The sequence below is a fragment of the Alistipes finegoldii DSM 17242 genome (assembly GCF_000265365.1).
GTDB lineage: Bacteria > Bacteroidota > Bacteroidia > Bacteroidales > Rikenellaceae > Alistipes > Alistipes finegoldii.
The window spans coordinates 3334560-3353494 of the sequence record NC_018011.1 but is presented as its reverse complement, the minus strand read 5'-3'; the positions used below and the strand labels follow the sequence as shown (position 1 = coordinate 3353494).

Sequence of the window (18935 nt, the reverse complement as noted above, 5' to 3'; positions counted from 1 at the left end):
GCCGGTTTTCACCGGCCTCTCTTATTTTTATCGCTTCCTATTGTTACAGCAGCCTGCGGCGCAGCTCGTCGCATGCGGCGGCGGGATTCCGGTGGTCGAAAAGGTATCCGGCGATGCCCAGCCCTTCGGCGGCGGCGATATTCGCCGCGCGGTCGTCGATGAAAAGGGTTTCGGCGGGATCGAGTCCGTAGCGTTCCAGCAGGATTTCGTAAATCCGCGGTTCGGGCTTTACCGTCCCCTCCTCGCAGGAGACCACCTCGCCGTCGAAAAGCCGGTAGACGGGAAAACGGCGCAGGAAGGCGATGAACTCGCGCGACATGTTCGAAAGCACGTAAAGCCTGTACCCCGCGGCCTTCAGGTCGCCGACGAGCCGTTCGGTCGGCGCGACAGGCTCCTGCATGTCGATCGACAGCAGCAGAAAACGTTCACACTTTTCGCGCGGGCAGCCGGTCGTCCGGGCGAGAATGTCGGTCACCTCGCCGAGCGTCGATGCGCCCCGGTCGTACTCCTCCCAGAAAAGGGGCATCCGCTCCGAGCGGATGAAGCTGAAAAATTCATGGAATTCCTGCGTGGACTTATTTTTGTCGCGGGCGAAAAGCACCCCGCCGAGGTCGAAAACGATATTTTTCATGGCGTAAAGATAGCCATTTTTTCTTTGGTTCGGGATTTGCAGGTCTGCGTTCGAACAAAAACTCAGTTTATGAACCACGGCATAAGCATTCTTTTCCGCGCCATACCCCTCGCGATGGCGGCATTCTGTTTCGGTTACGGAGCCTACGTCTTCGCCGCCGGAAGCGATCCTTCACGGCTGACCGCAGGTCCCGTCGTCTTTTTCCTCGGCTCGATCTGCGTCGCGCTCTACTGCACGGCCGCGACCATCATCCGCCAGATCATCGGCACCTACAGCGCCGCCGCGAAGTATCTTTTCCCGGCCGTCGGTTACGCTTTCGCCGCCATGACGGTCATCTGCGGAATCTTCATCATCACGTCGAACATGACGGGCGCATACGTCACGGGGCATGTGGTCTGCGGACTCGGACTCATCACGGCCTGCGTCTCGACGGCCGCCACCTCCTCGACCAGATTCAGCCTGATCCCCAAAAACTCAGGCGACAGCAGTTTCTCGATCAATCCTGCGGGATTCTCGCGCGGACAAAGCTCGCTGCTGATCTTCATCGTATCGGCCGTGGCCGCCGGAGCATGGCTCTGGTGCATCCTGCTGTTTTCGATCGGGACGCTCCCGGCGCATATCGTCGCGGGCAGCGTCATGTTCGGCATCGCCTGCGTCTGCACCTCGCTGATCGCGCTGGTCGCCAGCATCGCCCGTCAGGCACGGGGCAGCTACACGATGGGCGAACGCCGCCGCTGGATGAGTCTGGTGCTCTGCATGGGCGGACTGGCTTTCGTGCTGGGGCTGATCCTGATCTTCACATTCCGGGGCGAGTCGATCAATTTCGTGGGCTTCGTACTGATCGGACTGGCGCTGATCTGCTGGAGCATTTCGAGCAAGGTGATCCTGCTGGCGAAAATCTGGCACGCCGATTTCCCGCTGGCCAACCGCATTCCGATCATTCCGGTACTCACGGCGCTGGCGTGCCTTTTCCTCGCCGCGTTCCTCTACGAAGCGGCGCTGTTCGAAACCAAATACTTCGTCCCGGCGCGCGTACTGACGGGATTCGGCGCCATCTGCTTCACGCTCTACTCCATCGTCTCGATTCTCGAAAGCGGCGCGAGCAAGAAATAACGGCACCTCCGCAAACGCGATCTTCCGACACACGAAAGCCTTTCGGCCCTAATGGCCGAAAGGCTTTTTCACATATGGTGGCGGACGGCGGTGCGGCAGATACAAAGCGACGCGCAGAGAACCGCCGCCGGAGAGAGGCCGGCTGCGGACAACCGGCGGAAAAGCAAACAACAACGCAGCGGACTGGCAACCAAGAAACAACGGACGCTAAGCGACAGACGCAAAGCAGCGGGCACAGGAACCCCGCAGGCAAAAAGCGAACAATAAAGCGCCGGGCAGAATGCGGTAAACAGACAACGGCAAACGGCAGACGGCATGCTCCGTCTCGAATCTGCACTCCCGCCGAATCAGCGACGGCCGCCCGCATTTGCGGGCAGCCGTCGCAGCAAGGGATTCCGGCAGACTAAAAAAGGTGGAAAGCCACCGTCAGGCCGGCCATGACGATCGAGACCATCGACATCAGTTTGATGAGGATATTGAGCGACGGACCCGACGTATCCTTGAAGGGATCGCCCACAGTATCGCCCACGACGGTCGCCTTGTGGCAGTCGGAGCCTTTGCCCCCGAAATGCCCCTCTTCGACCATCTTCTTGGCGTTGTCCCACGCGCCGCCCGCATTGGCCATGAACACGGCCAGCACGAAGCCCGAACTCAGGCCGCCGACAAGCAGTCCCATGACGCCCGCCACGCCGAACACCAAGCCGACGACCACCGGCACGGCGATAGCCAGCAGACTCGGCAGCAGCATCTCGCGCTGGGCGCCGCGCGTCGAAATCTCGACGCACCGGGCATAGTCGGGAGTGCCCTCGCCCGTAAGGATGCCCTTGATCTCGCGGAACTGGCGGCGCACCTCGTTCACCATGCTCTGGGCCGCACGCCCCACGGCGTTCATCGTCAGGCCGCAGAACAGGAACGACATCATCGCGCCGACAAACACGCCGATCAGCACCGTCGGATTCATCAGCGACACGTGGTAATACTCCATAAAATCGAGGAGCGAAGCCTTCTCGACCAGCTGCGTCGTGCCGTTGGGCAGGTCGAGGGCCGTCACGCCGTTGTGCAGCAGTCCGATGCGTATCTCTTCGATATAGGAGGCCAGCAGCGCAAGGGCCGTCAGCGCGGCCGAACCGATGGCGAAGCCCTTGCCCGTGGCGGCCGTCGTGTTGCCCAGCGCGTCGAGCGCATCGGTGCGTTTGCGCACTTCGGGTCCCAGCCCGCTCATCTCGGCATTGCCGCCGGCATTGTCGGCGATCGGGCCGTAAGCGTCCGTGGCGAGGGTGATGCCCAGCGTCGAGAGCATGCCGACCGCGGCGATGCCGATGCCGTAAAGGCCCAGCGACATGCTCTGCGCAGACATGATATGCTCCATGTCGAAGCCGATGGCGCAAAGGTAGGCGAGGATAATCGCCACGCCGATCGTCAGGACCGGAACAGCCGTCGAGATCATGCCCGACCCGATACCCGCGATAATCACGGTGGCGGGTCCCGTCTGTGCGCTTCCGGCGATCTTCTGCGTCGGCTTGTAGGAGTGCGAGGTGTAATACTCGGTGGCCTGCCCGATGATGATGCCGGCCAAGAGTCCCGTGATGACCGAGAACGACAGTCCGATCCAGTTCTCGATTCCCAGCAGATAGAGGATGCCGAACGTCGCGCCGGCGATCAGCAGCGAACTGAAATTGACGCCCACACCCAGCGAACGGAGCAGTTCGCGCATCGTGGCGCCCTCCTTGGTGCGCACGAGGAAGATGCCGATGATCGAAAGCACGATGCCCACGGCAGCGATCAGCATCGGCGCCAGCACGGCGCGCAGCTGCATGGCCATCCCGTCCGCCGAAGCGAAGGCGGCGGCTCCGAGAGCCGCGGTGGCGAGTATCGAGCCGCAGTAGCTTTCGTAAAGGTCGGCGCCCATGCCGGCCACGTCGCCCACGTTGTCGCCCACATTGTCGGCGATGGTCGCGGGATTGCGCGGGTCGTCTTCGGGAATTCCCGCCTCGACCTTGCCCACGAGGTCGGCGCCCACGTCGGCCGCCTTGGTATAGATGCCGCCGCCGACGCGCGCGAAGAGCGCCTGCGTCGAAGCGCCCATGCCGAAGGTCAGCATGGTGGTCGTGATGACGACGAGTTTCTGCGGTCCGGTGACATCGACGAAATATTCGAGGATGACGTACCAGAACGAAATGTCGAGCAGGCCCAGCCCCACTACGACCAGCCCCATCACCGCGCCGCTGCGGAATGCGACCTTCAGGCCGCGGTCGAGCGACTGGCGCGCGGCGTTGGCCGTACGCGCCGAAGCGTAGGTCGCGGTCTTCATGCCGAAATAGCCGGCCAGTCCCGAAAAGAATCCGCCCGTCAGGAAGGCGAAGGGCACCCACGGGTTCTGCACCCCGGCGCCGTAGGCCAGATAGGCGAAAAACAGCGCCAGCACCACGAATACGATGGCGACGACCTTGTACTGCTGGCGCAGGTAGGCCATGGCGCCCCGGCGCACGTGCCCGGCGATCTCGCGCATGCGCGGCGTGCCTTCATCCTCGCGCTTCATCGCACGGTAAAACGCCCAAGCCAGCAACAGGGCGATAACCGCGGCAGCGGGAATGAACCAGAAAATGGAAGGAATGTTCATTTCAATAGAATTTGGTTTTAAGTTGGTAAATCGGTTATTACTACAAATATACGAAAATTCCCGAAACGGCGTCCCCGCAAAGGGACCGTTCCGTAGCACAAAAAAATCCCCGGACAGCTGTCCGGGGATTCGAATACCGACAAATCGGATTACGAACCGAAGTTGTCGTAGAGGATATTTTCGGGCGGCACGCCGAGACTGTCGAGCATCTTCACCACCGAAGCGATCATCATCGGAGGTCCGCACATGAGGTAGATGCAGTCCTCAGGCGCCTGATGGTTCTTCAGGTAATTCTCGTACAGCACGTTGTGGACGAAGCCCGGCGTGTACTTCACGCCTGCGGCGTCCGCTTCGGGATCGGGACGGTCGAGCGCCAGATTGAACGAGAAGTTGGGAAAATCCTTCTCGATGGCGTGGAACTCGTCGAGATAGGGAACCTCCTTCAGCGCACGCGCGCCGTACCAGAACGAAACGGGACGCTTGGTCTTCTCGGTCTTGAACAGGTGCATCAGGTGGCTGCGCATGGGCGCCATGCCGGCGCCGCCGCCGATGAAGATCAGCTCCTGCGTATCGGGCAGGTCGTCCGGCAGGAAGAACTCGCCGTAAGGACCCGAAATCGTGATCTTGTCGCCCGGCTTGCGCGAGAAGACATACGACGAGCAGATACCCGGATTGACCTTCATGAAGCCGCCCGTCGCCTTGTCGAACGGCGGAGTGGCGATACGGATGTTGAGCATGATGATATTGCCCTCGGCCGGGTGGTTGGCCATCGAGTAGGCGCGGAACGTGTCTTCGGGGTTGGTCGTAACCAGATCCCACATCTTGAACTTGTCCCAGTCGGCGCGGTACTTCTCATCGACGTCCATGTCCGAGAACTTGATGGCGTCGTACTTCGGGATGTCGATCTGAATGTAACCGCCGCTGCGGAACTTGAGGTTCTCGCCTTCGGGCAGCTTCACGACGAACTCCTTGAGGAAGGTCGAAATGTTGCGGTTGGAGACGACCGTACACTCCCACTTCTTGACACCGAGCACGGCTTCGGGCACCTTGATCCTGAGGTTTTCCTTCACCTTGACCTGACAGCCCAGACGCCAGTGGTCCTTGGCCAGCTTGCGCGAAATGAATCCGGTTTCGGTCGGCAGAATATCGCCGCCGCCTTCGAGCACCTGACATTTGCACATGCCGCACGAACCGCCGCCGCCGCAGGCCGAAGGCAGGAACACCTTGTTGTTGGCCAGCGTCGAAAGCAGCGTCGAGCCGCTCTCGGCGGTGATGACCTTCTCGCCGTCGTTGATGTCGATCGTCACTTCGCCCGACGAGGTCAGTTTAGCCTTTGCGAAGAGAAGCAGCCCCACCAAGAGGAGGGTTACAGCCAGAAAGGCAATGATTGCAACTATAATAGTCAATTCCATGTTTTCCGAATCTCTTTTAAGGTTAGAACTGAATACCGGAGAAGATCATGAAGGCGATACCCATCAGGCCGGTGATGATAAAGGCGATACCCGGCCCCTTGAGCGCCGCAGGAATCTGCGAGTAAGTCGTCTTCTCGCGGATCGCGGCCATCATCACGATAGCCAGCCACCAGCCCAGACCGGAGCCCAGACCGTAGACGATCGACTGCCAGAGCGACGTAAGCTCCAGCGCATCGACTTTCTGCTGCATGAAGAGCGAGCCGCCCATGATGGCGCAGTTCACGGCGATCAGCGGCAGGAAGATGCCCAGCTGGCTGTAAAGCGTCGGCGAGAACTTCTCGACGGCCATCTCCACCAGCTGCACGAAAGCCGCGATGGTGGCGATGAAGACGATGAAGGTCAGGAAGTCCAGATTGACGTCCGGAAGCCCGGCCCACGCGAGGGCGCCCGCCTTGAGTACGTATTCATACAGGAAGTAGTTCAGCGGCACGGTCATCACCATTACGAACGTAACGGCGGCGCCGAGGCCGAGGGCGGTTTTGACGCTCTTCGAAACGGCGATGTAGGAACACATGCCGAAGAAGAACGCGAAGACCATATTGTCGATAAAGATCGACCGGATAAAGATATTCAATGATTCCATACGCTATTCTCCTATTTTTCCTGTAAATCCTTGTTGCGCGAACGGTGCACCCAGATGATGCAGCCCACGATGATCAGCGCCATCGGCGGGAAGAGCATCAGGCCGCAGTTGGAGTAGAAACCGCCCTCGGCGATATACCAGCTCTCAGGAACGATGCGGAAGCCCAGCAGCGAACCCGAACCGAAAAGCTCGCGGAAGAAAGCCACGATCACCAGAATCAGGCCGTAGCCCAGACCGTTGCCGATACCGTCGAGCAGTGACGCCCACGGCTTGTTGGCCAGCGCGAAGGCCTCGATGCGGCCCATGACGATACAGTTGGTGATGATAAGGCCCACGTAAACCGACAGCTGCTTGGAAACCTCGAAAACGTAGGCTTTAAGCACCTGATCGACCAGAATTACCAGCGCGGCGATAACCACCAGCTGTACGATGATGCGGATGCGCGAGGGCACGCCGTTGCGCAGCAGCGACATCACCAGATTCGAGAATCCCGTCACGACCGTCACGGACAAGGCCATGACGATGGCGGGTTTGAGCTGTACGGTGACGGCCAGCGCCGAGCAGATACCCAGAATCTGCACGATGACCGGGTTGTTCGCGGAGAACGGCCCCGTCAGGAACTTCATGTTCTTAGCCGAAAACAAAGGCTCTTTTTCGTTCTTACTCATTGTTTTCTACATTTTCTTCGTTAGACTCATCCCGCACGGGAGCAAATACGACCTGCTCGACCGCGGCCTTGCGCTTGGCTTCGAGCAGCGGCAGGTAGTGTTCCATGCTGTTGTAGAGCATCGCCGTCACGCCGTCCGAGGTCTTCGTACCGCCGGAAATGGCATCGACCTCATGTTCGGGGTCCTGAGCGCCGCCCTTGCGCAGTTTCACGGAGACGAACTCGTCGCCTTTGAAGATCTTCTTGCCGACGAACTGCGCCTGATATTTCGGCGTTGCGATCTCGGCACCCAGACCGGGGGTCTCGCCCTTGTGGGCCATGATGATACCGGCCACGGTGTCCATATCCTTTTCGAGGGCGATATAACCCCAGACGGGTCCCCAGAGGCCCATGCCGGTCACGGGAATCACCACGCGGCCGTCGGCGGCTTCGAATACGGGGAACTTGCCGTCGTCGAAAGCGCCCTGAAGGTCCTTCAGCAGCTCGAAGACATCCTCGCCTTCGAGCTCGTTGCCGTCGGCGTCGAGCACGTAGCCCTTGATGAAGGCGTCGTAATTCTCACCCTGCGCCGAGAGCGACGAAAGGATCGACTGCTTCTTCTCGTTCAGCTCGTTGGCGTACTGGCGCGACTGGAGCGAAAGTGCGGCCACGGCCAGCAGCGTCGCTACGATGACCACCATCACCGTCGAGTACATTATAATATATGCGTTGCCGTTCTTGTCGCTGAACAGCCCCTTTTTCTTCTCGTCCTTCAGTTCGACGAACGCCGAGGCGGGGGCCATGCAGACCGGGCATTTTTCGGGTGCGGCGTCTCCTTCGTGAATGTAGCCGCAAACGGTGCATTTGAATTTTTTCGTTGCCATATTCTCCCCTATTTTGCCAGTTTAACACGTTTCTTTCTGCGCGAGATGTTCGCCTCGACCACATAGTAGTCCACCAGCGGAGCCAGCGCATTCATGAAGAGGATCGACAGCATCATGCCTTCGGGATAGGCCGGATTGACCACGCGGATCAGCACGGCCAGCGCACCGGTCATCAGACCCACGATGTATTTGCCCTTGTCGGTCTGCGCCGAGGTGACGGGATCGGTGGCCATGAAGACCGCACCGAAAGCGAAACCGCCGACGATCAGGTGCCACCATGCCGGATAGGTCGTCACGCCGAGCGCTTGGAAGAGATAGCCCATCGCCAGACCGCCGACGAATACCGAGACCATCGTGCGCCACGAAGCGACGCCCGTAAAGAGCAGGATCGCCGCGCCGATCAGGATCGCCAGCGTCGAAGTCTCGCCCACGCAGCCCGGAATGAAACCGAGGAAGGCGTCCATGGCCGAATAGCCCATCTGGCCCGTGGTGCTCAGGTTTTCGAGCGCCGTTGCGCCGGAGAAGCCGTCCACCACGCCCTCGCCGGAGGTCATGCCCGCGATCCACACCGTCGCGCCCGACATCGAGGGCGTATAGGCGAAGAAGGCGAAGGCGCGCGCCAGCAGCGCGGGATTGAAGACGTTCATGCCCGTACCGCCGAACACCTCCTTGCCGAAGACGACGGCGAAGGCGGTCGAGAGAGCCACCATCCAGAGCGGAATGTCCACCGGCATGATCATCGGGATCAGCAGACCCGACACCAAGAAGCCCTCGTTGACCTCGTGGCCGCGGAACTGGGCGAATGCGAACTCGATGCCCAGACCCACGACGTACGAAACGACGATCAGGGGGAGCACCTTGAGGAATCCGAACCAGAGCGAAGCCCAGAATTCGGGCTGCACGCCCTGCGAGAGGAAGTGCATGTAACCCGTGTTATAGAAACCGAACAGAAGCGCCGGCATCAGGGCGACTACCACCATGATCATCGTACGCTTCATGTCGTTGCAGTCGCGGATATGCGCGCCTTTGGAAGTCGTCGTGTCGGGTACGAACAGGAACGTTTCGAACGCATCGAACGTCGATTCCAAGAAGCCCAGCTTGCCACCCTTGGTGAACGTGGGCTTGAGCTTGTCTACTAAATTGCGTAATGCGCTCATCGTTAAGCCTCCTTAATCATTAAGTTAATACCGTCGCGGATGATCTGCTGAATCTCGATCTTCGAGGGATCGACGAACTCGCAAAGCGCGAAATCCTCTTCGACCACTTCGTAGATGCCGAGGTTTTCCATCTTGTCGATGTCGCCGGCGAGACACGCCTTGAGCAGGTACATCGGGTAAATGTCCATCGGCAGATACCGCTCGTAAAGGCCCGTCACCACGAACGGACGCTCGCCGCCGTTCATGTTGGTATCGAGATTGTACTCCTTCTTGGGGCAGAGCCACGAGAAGTAGGCGCGCGATACGGAGAATTTGTTGAAACGGGGCATCGCCCAGCCCAGCAGCTCGAACTTGTCGCCTTCGGGAATCACCGTCAGCTGGTTGGCATAGAAACCGATGAAGCCGTCGGCCACGGTTTTCGTACCCGTGAGCACGTTGCCCGAAATGATGCGCACATGGTCGCCCTCCTTCTGAGGCTTCACGTTGCCCTTGAGGATCGAATCGACCTTGGCGCCCGCGATGATGCGGCAGTACTGCGGCTTTTCGATCTCCGAGCCGGCCACGGCGATGATCTTCGTCATATCGACGCGGCCCTCGTTGAACAGACGGCCGATGATCGCCAGATCCTGAATGTTGACCGTCCACACGACTTCGCCCTTGTTCACGGGGTCGATGTGGTGGATCTGCACGCCGACGTTGCCGACGGGGTGCTTGCCCGCGAAGGCATGCGTCTCGGCGCCCTTGAGCGCAGTCATCTGCCCCTCGGCCTTGGCGCGCACCGAAAGATGCACCTTGCCCGAAGTGAGTTTGCGCATTACGTCGATACCGGTCTGGAGGTTCTTCTGCTCGGCGCGCAGGACGTAGTTGTAGTCCGGAGCCAGCGGCGCGGAATCGAAGGCGGAGATGAAGACCGCTTTCGGCGTGTCGTTCGGGTCGGCGATAACGCCGTAGGGTCGCTGCACGATCATGGGCCAGAGACCCGACTTGAGCAGCAGCTCGACAATCTCCTCGCGGGAAGCCTTCTGCAGATCGGGCTTCGCGAACTCCTCGTAGCTCTGTACGGAGGCCGGCGTCACGGTCACGGAGAGAATCTTGCGCTTCTCGCCGCGGTTGACGGCCGCAACCGTACCGCTGACGGGCGACGTGAAGAGGATGCGCTCGCTGTACTTGTTGAAGAACAGCGGCGTACCGGCTTTCACCTCATCGCCCACCTTAACCAGCAACTTGGGAGTCACGCCCTCGAAATCGAGAGGCGAGAGGGCATACTCCGAAGCCAGCGGCGCGTCGGCCAGAGACTCCTGAGCCTTTCCCCGGAGATTGATGTCGAGACCCTTGCGTAGTGTAATGATTTTCGACATGGTTAAAGATTTTGATTGTTATGTTTGGATATATTTTGGGTTCGTCGTGCGTTGTTAGTGTGCTAACAGCCATAATTCGCGTGCGAAAATACGAATTTTTTCCGAGAATCCGGTATGCAATATCTATTATTTTTTAATTTACTTAAAATTCGTACATTTGTCGCGATGACCGATCGATTCGTCAACATACACACCCACCGCCCGACCGGCCGCGGCATCGAACTGCGGACAGCCGGAATTCATCCGTGGAATGCTGACAAAGAAGACGTTAGCACGATCGTGCCGTTGCTCGGCGACGTGCAGGCCGTCGGCGAAACGGGACTCGATTTCGTGCATGGCGCCGACCGTGAAACACAGTTGGCGGCGTTCAGGGCGCAGCTCGCGCTGGCGCGCGAACGGCGGCTGCCCGTGGTTCTGCACTGCGTCAGGGCTTTCGAGCCGGTCATGCGCGAACTGGACGCCTGCCGGCCCCGCGCAGCGATCTTCCACGGCTTCATCGGATCGCCCGAACAGGCCCGCCGGGCCGTCGGAAAAGGTTATTACCTCTCGTTCGGCCTGCGTGCCTTCGCATCGCCCAAAACGCTGGAATCCCTGCGCGAAACGCCCCTCTCGCAGCTTTTTCTCGAAACCGACGACAGCGACGTCCCGATCGAGGAAATCTACGCGCGCGCCGCGAAAGTAAAAGGCGTCACGCCGGAGGAACTGCAACGGGCGACGCTGGAAAACTACGGACGGATATTTACGACCGGGCCGCAAGGGCAGGACAAGGCGGCCGGAACGCCGCCGCTCCCGGCCCGATAAAACGAACACAGCAATTGAAAATGAATACGGATAATTGGCTTGAACGCACCGAGTTGCTGCTCGGCAAAGAGAAACTCGACCTGCTCCGAAAGGCCCACGTACTGGTCGTCGGGCTGGGCGGCGTGGGCGCCTATGCCGCCGAGATGATCGTCCGGGCCGGCGTGGGCCGCATGACCATCGCCGATGCCGACGCCGTGGCGCCGAGCAACATCAACCGCCAGCTGGTCGCCCTCCACTCGACCGTCGGCCGCCAGAAAGCCGAGATTCTGGCCGAACGCCTGCGCGACATCAACCCGGAGATAGAACTCACGGTGGTCAGCCGCTATATCAAGGACGAGGAGACCGACCTGCTGCTCGACGCCGCGAAATACGACTACGCAGTGGACGCCATCGACACCCTCTCGCCCAAACTGGCGCTGATAAAGGGTGCTTTGGACCGTTCGCTGCCGCTGGTCAGCTCGATGGGCGCAGGGGCCAAGACCGACCCGACGAAGATGGAGATCGCCGACATCTCCAAGACCCACCACTGTCCGCTGGCCCACATGCTGCGCAAGCGGCTCCACAAAATCGGCGTCCGCAGCGGTTTCAGGGCCGTCTACTCGCCCGAACCGATGCGCGAAGGGGCGCTGATCCTCTGCGAGGAGCAGAACAAGAAGTCGAACGTCGGCACCATATCCTACATCCCCGCGCTGTTCGGCATCGGCTGCGCGTCGGTCGTAATCCGAGGCCTGATCGGAGAAATGAACTAAAACCGCATATCCTTATGAAACCGAACATCGTATTTCTGGACGAGTACACACTCGGAGGCGCCGACCTCGGCCGGCTCCAAGCCTTGGGCGAATACAAGGGTTACGCCCGCACGACGCCGGAAGAGCTTCCCGACCGCTGCCGCGAAGCCGACGTGATAATCACCAACAAGGTGGTCCTGCGCCACGAAACGCTTCAGTCCCTGCCCCGGCTGCGGCTGATCTGCGTAGCCGCCACCGGCACCAACAACATCGACCTCGAAGCCGCGGCCGAGCTGGGGATCGAGGTAAAGAACGCCGCAGGCTACTCGACGCACTCCGTGGCCGAAACCACCCTCGGAGCGGCCATCGCACTGCGTCGCAACATCGTCTATTACGACCGTTACGTCAAGAGCGGCGCCTACTCCGCCGCCGGACAGCAGTTCCATTTCGCACTGCCCACCCACCAGCTCTACGGCTCGAAATGGGGCATCGTCGGACTCGGCGCCATCGGCCGCGAGGTGGCGCGGCTGGCGGCGGCATTCGGCTGCGAAGTATGCTACACCTCGACGTCGGGCGTCGTGCGCGAAGAGCCTTACCCCGCGCTTCCGCTCACCGAACTGCTGGGCCGTTCCGACATCGTCTCGATCCACGCCCCGCTGAACGACCGCACCCGCGGACTGATCGGCGCGCCGGAATTGTCGGTCATGAAACGCTCGGCCCTCCTCATAAACGTCGCCCGCGGCGGCATCGTCGATGAAGCGGCGCTGGCCGAAGCGCTCGACCGGGGTTCGATCGCCGGCGCGGCCCTCGACGTCTTCTCGCGCGAACCCTTCGCCGCCGACAGTCCGCTGCTCGGCATCCGCGAACCCGACCGCCTGCTGCTCTCGCCCCACAACGCATGGTCGCCCCGCGAAGCCGTGGACGTGCTGGTAGGATGCGTCGAGGAGAATATCAAAACATTTTATGGCAACGACTGATGCCATGACGACGGAAAAGACGAAAACGGCTCTCCCCGGAACCGCCGCGGAATCGGATGCGGCAACACCGGCACAGAAACCGGCAACGGAGCCGGCCACAATAACAACAGCACAGAGGAGAACGGAATCGGATGCGGCGGAGACGAGAGAATCGGCAGAAACGTATACAATTGCGCGAGAATCCGGCAAGACCGCGAGCACATCGGGGACAACGTCAGGACCGACAACAACTGCGGAAGCAGGCACTTCAACAGCCACGGTCCCCACGACCGACCGACGCCAAAAAGTCTTCGACTGGCTCGACAGCCACGGCATCGCCTACACGTGGTACGAACACCCCGAAGCCCCGACCATCGAAATCGCACGCCGATACTGGCGCGACGACGGCTCGAAGCACTGCAAGAACCTTTTTTTCCGCAACCACAAGGGCAACCGCCACTACCTCGTGGCGTTCGACTGCGAGCAGAACCTCGCCATCCACGACCTCGAACGCCGCCTGCGGCAGGGCAAGCTCTCGTTCGCGTCGGAACAGCGCATGGAGCGCTGGCTCGGACTGCGTCCCGGCTCGGTGTCGCCCTTCGGGCTGATCAACGACCCGGAGCGCCACGTACACCTGTTTCTGGACCGGAATCTGGAGAGATTCCCGGCCTATTCGTTCCACCCCAACGACAACCGCGCCACGGTGGTCGTCTCCCGCAGCGAGTTCCTGCGCTACCTCGCCGCCGTAGGCAATACGTACGAATTCATCGAACTCTACTGACTCCGTCATGCGCAGCAGCGATCGCCGCAGACGAAAAACTTCCGGTCCGCGCCATCACCCAAGGCAGCCCCGGAGGTCCGCGGCGCGAAGCTTCTGCAGAAAGCGGTACGATTGCCGAAACAGCAGACGTTGTTCGGAGGAACCCACACCCGCACAAATTTCGTCCGGTTCCGCTCCACCATGCGCAGGAATTCATTATCTTTGACTATTGCAAAACCCAAAAAAAAGAATCGGCATGAAGAAATTTACGCTCACCCTGCTCCTGATTTTCGGCACGGTTTCCGCGCTCTTCGCCCAGCAGAGCGTCCGGGAGGATATCTTCGCTTTTCTGAAGCGCGAAGGCTATGTCCCGACGTTCGACGAAGACAGGGACATTCTGTTCAAAGTACAGGGAATCAACTACTACGCCATCATAAAAGAAGTGGCGGACATGGATTACGCCTACGTGGAGGTATCGGCGAATTTCACTGCCGACGTCCCTTATGACAAACTGCTGGCGATTTCCAACGATCAGAACCGGGACAAATTCGTTTGCAAGTGTTCGGCGGAGCGAGACGGAGAGGACAACTGCTTCAAGGTCGCCATGGAATTCATCACAAACAACCGGACGAATACCGAATACCAGATGGCGCACGCCCTGCGTCTCCTACCCGGCCGGATCGAGAAGTTCAAGGAGGAGCTCGACTAAGAGCAGCGCGAAGCATCCGGCCGGAAACCGTTCCGCACCCGGAACCGGATTCCGCCCCGAAACAAAAATCCCGCACTTTACGGTGCGGGATTTTTTGTGTCAGCAAGCGGGCTATTTCAGCTCCACGAGCGCCTTGCCGGTCATTTCGGCAGGCTGTTCGAGGCCCATCAGGCGGAGCACCGTGGGAGCCACGTCGGCCAAGATGCCGTCGTGCACCGACTTCACGCGGTCCGAAACGACCACGATGGGCACCGGATTGAGCGAGTGCGCCGTATTGGGCGTACCGTCGGCATTGACGGCGTTGTCGGCATTGCCGTGGTCGGCGATCATCACGACCTCGTAACCGTTGGCCTTGGCCGCTTCGACGACCTTGGCGACGCATCCGTCTACGGCCTTCACCGCTTTGACGATGGCCTCGTAAACGCCCGTATGGCCCACCATGTCGCCGTTGGCGAAGTTCAGGCAGATGAAGTCGAACTTCCGCTCACCGAGCGCGGCGGCCAGCTTGTCAGCCACTTCCGGAGCGCTCATTTCGGGCTGGAGGTCGTACGTGGCGACCTTGGGCGACGCCACGAGGATACGCTCTTCGCCTTCGAACTCCGCTTCGCGGCCGCCGTTCAGGAAGAACGTGACGTGGGCGTATTTCTCGGTCTCGGCGATGCGCAGCTGCCGCAGGCCCAGCTTCGAGACGTACTCGCCGATGGTGTTGGGTACGTTCTCCTTGTCGAAGAGGATGTGCAGGCCCGTGAACTTGGCGTCATAGGGCGTCATGCAGCAGTAGTAGAGCGGCATGGTGTGCATCCCTTCGGCCGGCATGTCCTCCTGCGTCAGCACGACGGTCAGCTCCTTGGCGCGGTCGTTGCGGTAGTTGAAAAAGATCACCACGTCGTTCGGGCGGATCATGCCGACGGGCTGTCCGTTCTCGTCGATGCGCACGAAAGGCTTGATGAACTCGTCCGTCACGCCCTCGTCATAGGACTTCTGGACGGCTTCGACCATGTCCGACGAACGTTCGCCGATGCCGTTGACCAGCGCGTCGTATGCGATCTTCACACGCTCCCAGCGCTTGTCGCGGTCCATGGCGTAATAACGGCCGATCACCGTAGCGATCCTGCCCGTCGTGGCGGCGAGGTGCTTTTCGAGGTCGGCGACGAAACCCTTGCCGCTGCGCGGGTCGGTGTCGCGGCCGTCCATAAAGCAATGCACGTAGGTATTGTCGAGGCCGTAGGCCGCCGAAATGTCGCACAACTTGAAGAGGTGCTCCAGCGACGAGTGTACGCCGCCGTCCGACACCAGCCCCATGAAGTGCATGTTCACACCGTTCTTTTTGGCGTATTCGAACGCTGCCTTCACCTCAGGATTCTCCATGATCGAGTTGTCGCGGCAGGCGCGGTTGATCTTCACGAGATCCTGATAAACCACGCGGCCGGCGCCGATATTGAGGTGTCCGACCTCCGAGTTGCCCATCTGTCCTTCGGGCAGGCCGACGTTCTCGCCGTCGGTGCGCAGCTGGGCGTGGGGATATTTCTCCGTCATGGCCGAGATATATTCGGGATGCACGGTCGAAATCACATCGGCCTTGTCGTGATGGCCGTTGCCCCAGCCGTCGAGGATCATCAATAATACCTTGTTATTCATAATCGTTTGTTTTTAGTAATTATCTCATCTGTTTCGCTCCGGCCCATGCCGTCGCACCGTTTGGCCTGCGCACCGCCGATTCCCCACCCGGCAAATTTCCGCCGCAGCGCGATCGGGAACCGTGTCGGAACCGCCGCCAGACATTGCGACCGGGAATTCGCCGCCGGAAATTATCGCCGGAAAATCACAACCGCCCCGCCGCAAATTCATCAGCCGGCAACTTGCCAAAAGGCGGTTCGCCGCCGGAATCGGACGGCCTAATGCAGCTGCGCCATTATCAGCTCCACGGCCTTGTCGATGGCCGCCTGCAACCCGTCGGGGTTCTTGCCGCCGGCCGTGGCGAAGAACGCCTGACCGCCGCCGCCGCCCTGCATCAGTTTCGCAGCTTCGCGCACCACGGCTCCGGCATTTACGCCCTGCGCCGTGATCTCTTCGCCGAGCATCACCGTCAGCATCGGCTTGCCGTCGTTGACCGAACCCTGCACGAGCACCAGTTTCGGAGCACGCGCACGCAGACAATAGGCCAGATCCTTGACGAATTCGGGCGTACGGTCGGTCTGCGTGGCGATCAGCTGCACGCCGCGGCGTTCGGGCGTCGAGGCGATGATCTTATCGGCCCACTGCGCAACCTGCTCGCGGCGCATGGTCTCGACCTCCTTCGACAGCGCTTCGTTGCTTTCGAACATCTTCTTGACGGCCTGCAGCACCTGCGGGTTATGCAGATAGTCGCTGATGTCGCGCATCGTATCCTCGGCGGCATAGATGATCTGCTCGGCGCGCTCGCCCGTCACGGCCTCGATACGGCGCACGCCGGCCGAAATGGCGCTTTCGTTCAGGATCTTGAAGAAGCCGATGTTGCCCGTGGCGCTGGTATGCGTACCGCCGCACAACTCGACCGACGAGCCGAAGCGGACCATGCGCACCTTGTCGCCGTACTTCTCGCCGAAGAGCATCATCGCACCGCATTTCTCAGCCTCCTCCTTGGTGGCTTCGCGGTTCTCTTCGAGCGGATAGTTGGCCCGCACGGCGCGGTTTACAAGCATCTCGACCTCGCGCAGCTCCTGCGGGGTCATTTTCTGGAAATGAGAGAAGTCGAAACGCAGGATTTCGGGCGTCACCATCGAACCTTTCTGCTCGACATGCTGTCCGAGGACCTTGCGCAGCGCCTCGTGCATGAGGTGCGTGGCCGTATGGTTGTTGGCCGCGGACTGACGCTTCGCGGCGTCCACGACGGCCGTGAACCCGGCCGCGGGATTTTCGGGCAGCTCCCTGACGATATGGATAATCAGTCCGTTTTCCTTCTCGGTGGCCACGACCGCGATGCGCTCGTCGGCGTTCTCGATATAGCCGATGTCGCCGATCTGACCGCCCGAATTGCCGTAGAACGGCGTGCGGTCGAAGACCAGCTGGTAAGAGGTCTTGCCTTTGGAGGTCACGCGGCGGTAGCGGGCGATCCGGACCTGCTCGGTCAGCGTATCGTACCCCGTGAAGAGGCTCTCCCTGATGGGGAACAGCTCCACCCAGTCGTCGGTATCGACGGCCGCAGCGTTGCGCGAACGCTCCTTCTGGGCCTGCAGTTCGGTTTCGAAGGCCGCGAGGTCCACGCCGACGCCCTGCTCGCGGGCGATCAGCTCCGTCAGGTCGATCGGGAAGCCGAACGTATCGTAGAGTTCGAAGGCGTCCTTGCCCGAAATCAGCTCCCGGCCCTCGCCCTTGGTCTTTTCGATCACGCCGTCCAGCAGGTTGATGCCCGTGGCCAGCGTACGCAGGAACGAAGCCTCCTCCTCCTCGATCACCTTTTCGATCAGCGACTGCTGGGCCTTCAGTTCGGGGAACTGCTCCCCCATCTGCTCCACCAGTCCGGGAACGAGCTTGCAGATCGTCGGCTCCGTAAAGCCGAGGTAGGTATAGCCGTAACGCACGGCGCGGCGCAGGATGCGGCGGATGACGTAACCGGCCTTGACGTTCGACGGCAGCTGGCCGTCGGCGATCGAAAAGGCGATGGCGCGCAGGTGGTCGGCGATGACGCGCATCGCCACGTCGCACTTGGCGTCGGCGCCGTAAACCTTGCCCGACAGCTGCGAAATACGCTGGATCGTAGGCTGGAAGACATCGGTGTCGTAATTGGACTTCTTGCCCTGCAGAATCATGCACAGACGCTCGAAGCCCATGCCCGTATCGACGTTGCGGGCCGGCAGCGGCTCCAGCGAGCCGTTGGCCTTGCGGTTGAACTGCATGAAGACGAGGTTCCAGATCTCGATCACCTGCGGATGGCCCGCATTGACCATCTCGCGGCCCGGCTTGGCGGCGATCTCCGCCTCGTCGCGCAGGTCGAAATGAATCTCCGAGCAGGGACCGCAGGGACCCGTCTCGCCCATCTCCCAGAAGTTGTCGTGCTTGTTGCCGCGGATGATGTGGTCTTCGGGCAGGAATTGCTTCCAGTAGTCGTAAGCCTCCTGATCGAAGGGCACGCCGTCCTCCTCCGAGCCTTCGAAAACCGTGGCGTACATGCGGTCGGCCGGCAGTTTGTAGACGCCGCCCAGCAGCTCCCACGCCCACTCGATCGCCTCCTTCTTGAAGTAGTCGCCGTAAGACCAGTTGCCCAGCATCTCGAACATCGTGTGGTGATAGGTGTCGTGGCCCACCTCTTCGAGGTCGTTGTGCTTGCCCGACACGCGCAGGCACTTCTGGGTATCGGCCGCACGCGGATATTTGCGGGGCGCGTTGCCCAGAAAGATGTCCTTGAACTGGTTCATGCCCGCATTGGTGAACATCAGCGTGGGGTCGCCCTTCACGACCATCGGCGCCGAAGGCACGATCACATGGCCCTTGCTCTCGAAGAAGTCGAGAAAGGCGCGGCGAATTTTATTCGATTCCAT

General features: G+C 60.6%; 16 protein-coding genes. 6 read left to right on the top strand and 10 right to left on the bottom strand.

Going from position 1 to position 18935, the window contains the following annotated elements; all coding sequences use genetic code 11:
* Nucleotides 1-43: 43 nt before the first annotated feature.
* Nucleotides 44-631 carry an HAD family hydrolase gene (locus ALFI_RS14495; RefSeq protein WP_014776355.1) on the bottom strand — a complete coding sequence of 196 codons (588 nt, stop codon included), beginning with the start codon at nucleotides 629-631 and terminating at the stop codon, nucleotides 44-46.
* Between the two features lie 69 nt (nucleotides 632-700).
* Between ALFI_RS14495 and ALFI_RS14490 the strand changes: the two genes are divergently transcribed.
* Nucleotides 701-1744 carry a DUF2776 family protein gene (locus ALFI_RS14490; protein WP_014776354.1) on the top strand — a complete coding sequence of 348 codons (1044 nt, stop codon included), beginning with the start codon at nucleotides 701-703 and terminating at the stop codon, nucleotides 1742-1744.
* A 403-nt stretch (nucleotides 1745-2147) separates the two neighbouring features.
* On the opposite strand, the gene ALFI_RS14480 is transcribed toward ALFI_RS14490, so the two are convergent.
* From ALFI_RS14480 to ALFI_RS14450, 7 genes are all read right to left on the bottom strand, one after another.
* Nucleotides 2148-4364 (bottom strand): sodium-translocating pyrophosphatase, encoded by a 2217-nt coding sequence (locus ALFI_RS14480; RefSeq protein ID WP_014776353.1) that lies wholly within the window; start codon nucleotides 4362-4364, stop codon nucleotides 2148-2150.
* Between the two features lie 149 nt (nucleotides 4365-4513).
* On the bottom strand, nucleotides 4514-5776 hold the full coding sequence (gene nqrF, locus ALFI_RS14475; RefSeq protein ID WP_009598516.1) for an NADH:ubiquinone reductase (Na(+)-transporting) subunit F: 1263 nt from the start codon (nucleotides 5774-5776) through the stop codon (nucleotides 4514-4516).
* Between the two features lie 22 nt (nucleotides 5777-5798).
* Entirely contained in the window at nucleotides 5799-6419 is a 621-nt protein-coding gene (gene nqrE / locus ALFI_RS14470) for an NADH:ubiquinone reductase (Na(+)-transporting) subunit E (RefSeq protein WP_009598469.1), read from the bottom strand.
* A gap of 11 nt (nucleotides 6420-6430) precedes the next feature.
* On the bottom strand, nucleotides 6431-7087 hold the full coding sequence (locus tag ALFI_RS14465; RefSeq protein ID WP_009598523.1) for an NADH:ubiquinone reductase (Na(+)-transporting) subunit D: 657 nt from the start codon (nucleotides 7085-7087) through the stop codon (nucleotides 6431-6433).
* Entirely contained in the window at nucleotides 7080-7949 is an 870-nt protein-coding gene (gene nqrC / locus ALFI_RS17650) for an NADH:ubiquinone reductase (Na(+)-transporting) subunit C (RefSeq protein WP_009598541.1), read from the bottom strand. Before nqrC ends, ALFI_RS14465 begins: the two co-directional genes overlap by 8 nt.
* Before the next feature lie 8 nt (nucleotides 7950-7957).
* Nucleotides 7958-9106: an NADH:ubiquinone reductase (Na(+)-transporting) subunit B gene (locus ALFI_RS14455; protein ID WP_009598532.1), complete on the bottom strand. Its 1149-nt coding sequence runs from the start codon at nucleotides 9104-9106 to the stop codon at nucleotides 7958-7960.
* 2 nt (nucleotides 9107-9108) lie between these two features.
* Nucleotides 9109-10464, bottom strand: coding sequence for a Na(+)-translocating NADH-quinone reductase subunit A (locus ALFI_RS14450; protein ID WP_014776352.1), 1356 nt, complete (start codon nucleotides 10462-10464; stop codon nucleotides 9109-9111).
* 165 nt (nucleotides 10465-10629) lie between these two features.
* On the opposite strand from ALFI_RS14450, the gene ALFI_RS14445 reads away from it, so the two are divergent.
* From ALFI_RS14445 to ALFI_RS14425, 5 genes are all read left to right on the top strand, one after another.
* The gene (locus ALFI_RS14445) at nucleotides 10630-11265 is read left to right on the top strand and encodes a TatD family hydrolase (protein WP_014776351.1); all 636 of its coding nucleotides are present in this window, start codon (nucleotides 10630-10632) and stop codon (nucleotides 11263-11265) included.
* A 20-nt stretch (nucleotides 11266-11285) separates the two neighbouring features.
* Nucleotides 11286-12014, top strand: coding sequence for a tRNA threonylcarbamoyladenosine dehydratase (locus ALFI_RS14440; RefSeq protein WP_175282412.1), 729 nt, complete (start codon nucleotides 11286-11288; stop codon nucleotides 12012-12014).
* 14 nt (nucleotides 12015-12028) lie between these two features.
* Nucleotides 12029-12970, top strand: a complete 942-nt coding sequence (locus ALFI_RS14435; protein ID WP_014776350.1) for an NAD(P)-dependent oxidoreductase — start codon at nucleotides 12029-12031, stop codon at nucleotides 12968-12970.
* A 313-nt stretch (nucleotides 12971-13283) separates the two neighbouring features.
* Nucleotides 13284-13730, top strand: a complete 447-nt coding sequence (locus ALFI_RS14430; RefSeq protein WP_042494177.1) for a prolyl-tRNA synthetase associated domain-containing protein — start codon at nucleotides 13284-13286, stop codon at nucleotides 13728-13730.
* A gap of 235 nt (nucleotides 13731-13965) precedes the next feature.
* Complete coding sequence (locus ALFI_RS14425) at nucleotides 13966-14418, top strand: hypothetical protein (RefSeq protein ID WP_014776348.1); 453 nt, start codon at nucleotides 13966-13968, stop codon at nucleotides 14416-14418.
* 111 nt (nucleotides 14419-14529) lie between these two features.
* On the opposite strand, the gene gpmI is transcribed toward ALFI_RS14425, so the two are convergent.
* Complete coding sequence (gene gpmI / locus ALFI_RS14420) at nucleotides 14530-16056, bottom strand: 2,3-bisphosphoglycerate-independent phosphoglycerate mutase (protein ID WP_014776347.1); 1527 nt, start codon at nucleotides 16054-16056, stop codon at nucleotides 14530-14532.
* A gap of 257 nt (nucleotides 16057-16313) precedes the next feature.
* Nucleotides 16314-18935 carry an alanine--tRNA ligase gene (gene alaS / locus ALFI_RS14415; RefSeq protein WP_014776346.1) on the bottom strand — a complete coding sequence of 874 codons (2622 nt, stop codon included), beginning with the start codon at nucleotides 18933-18935 and terminating at the stop codon, nucleotides 16314-16316.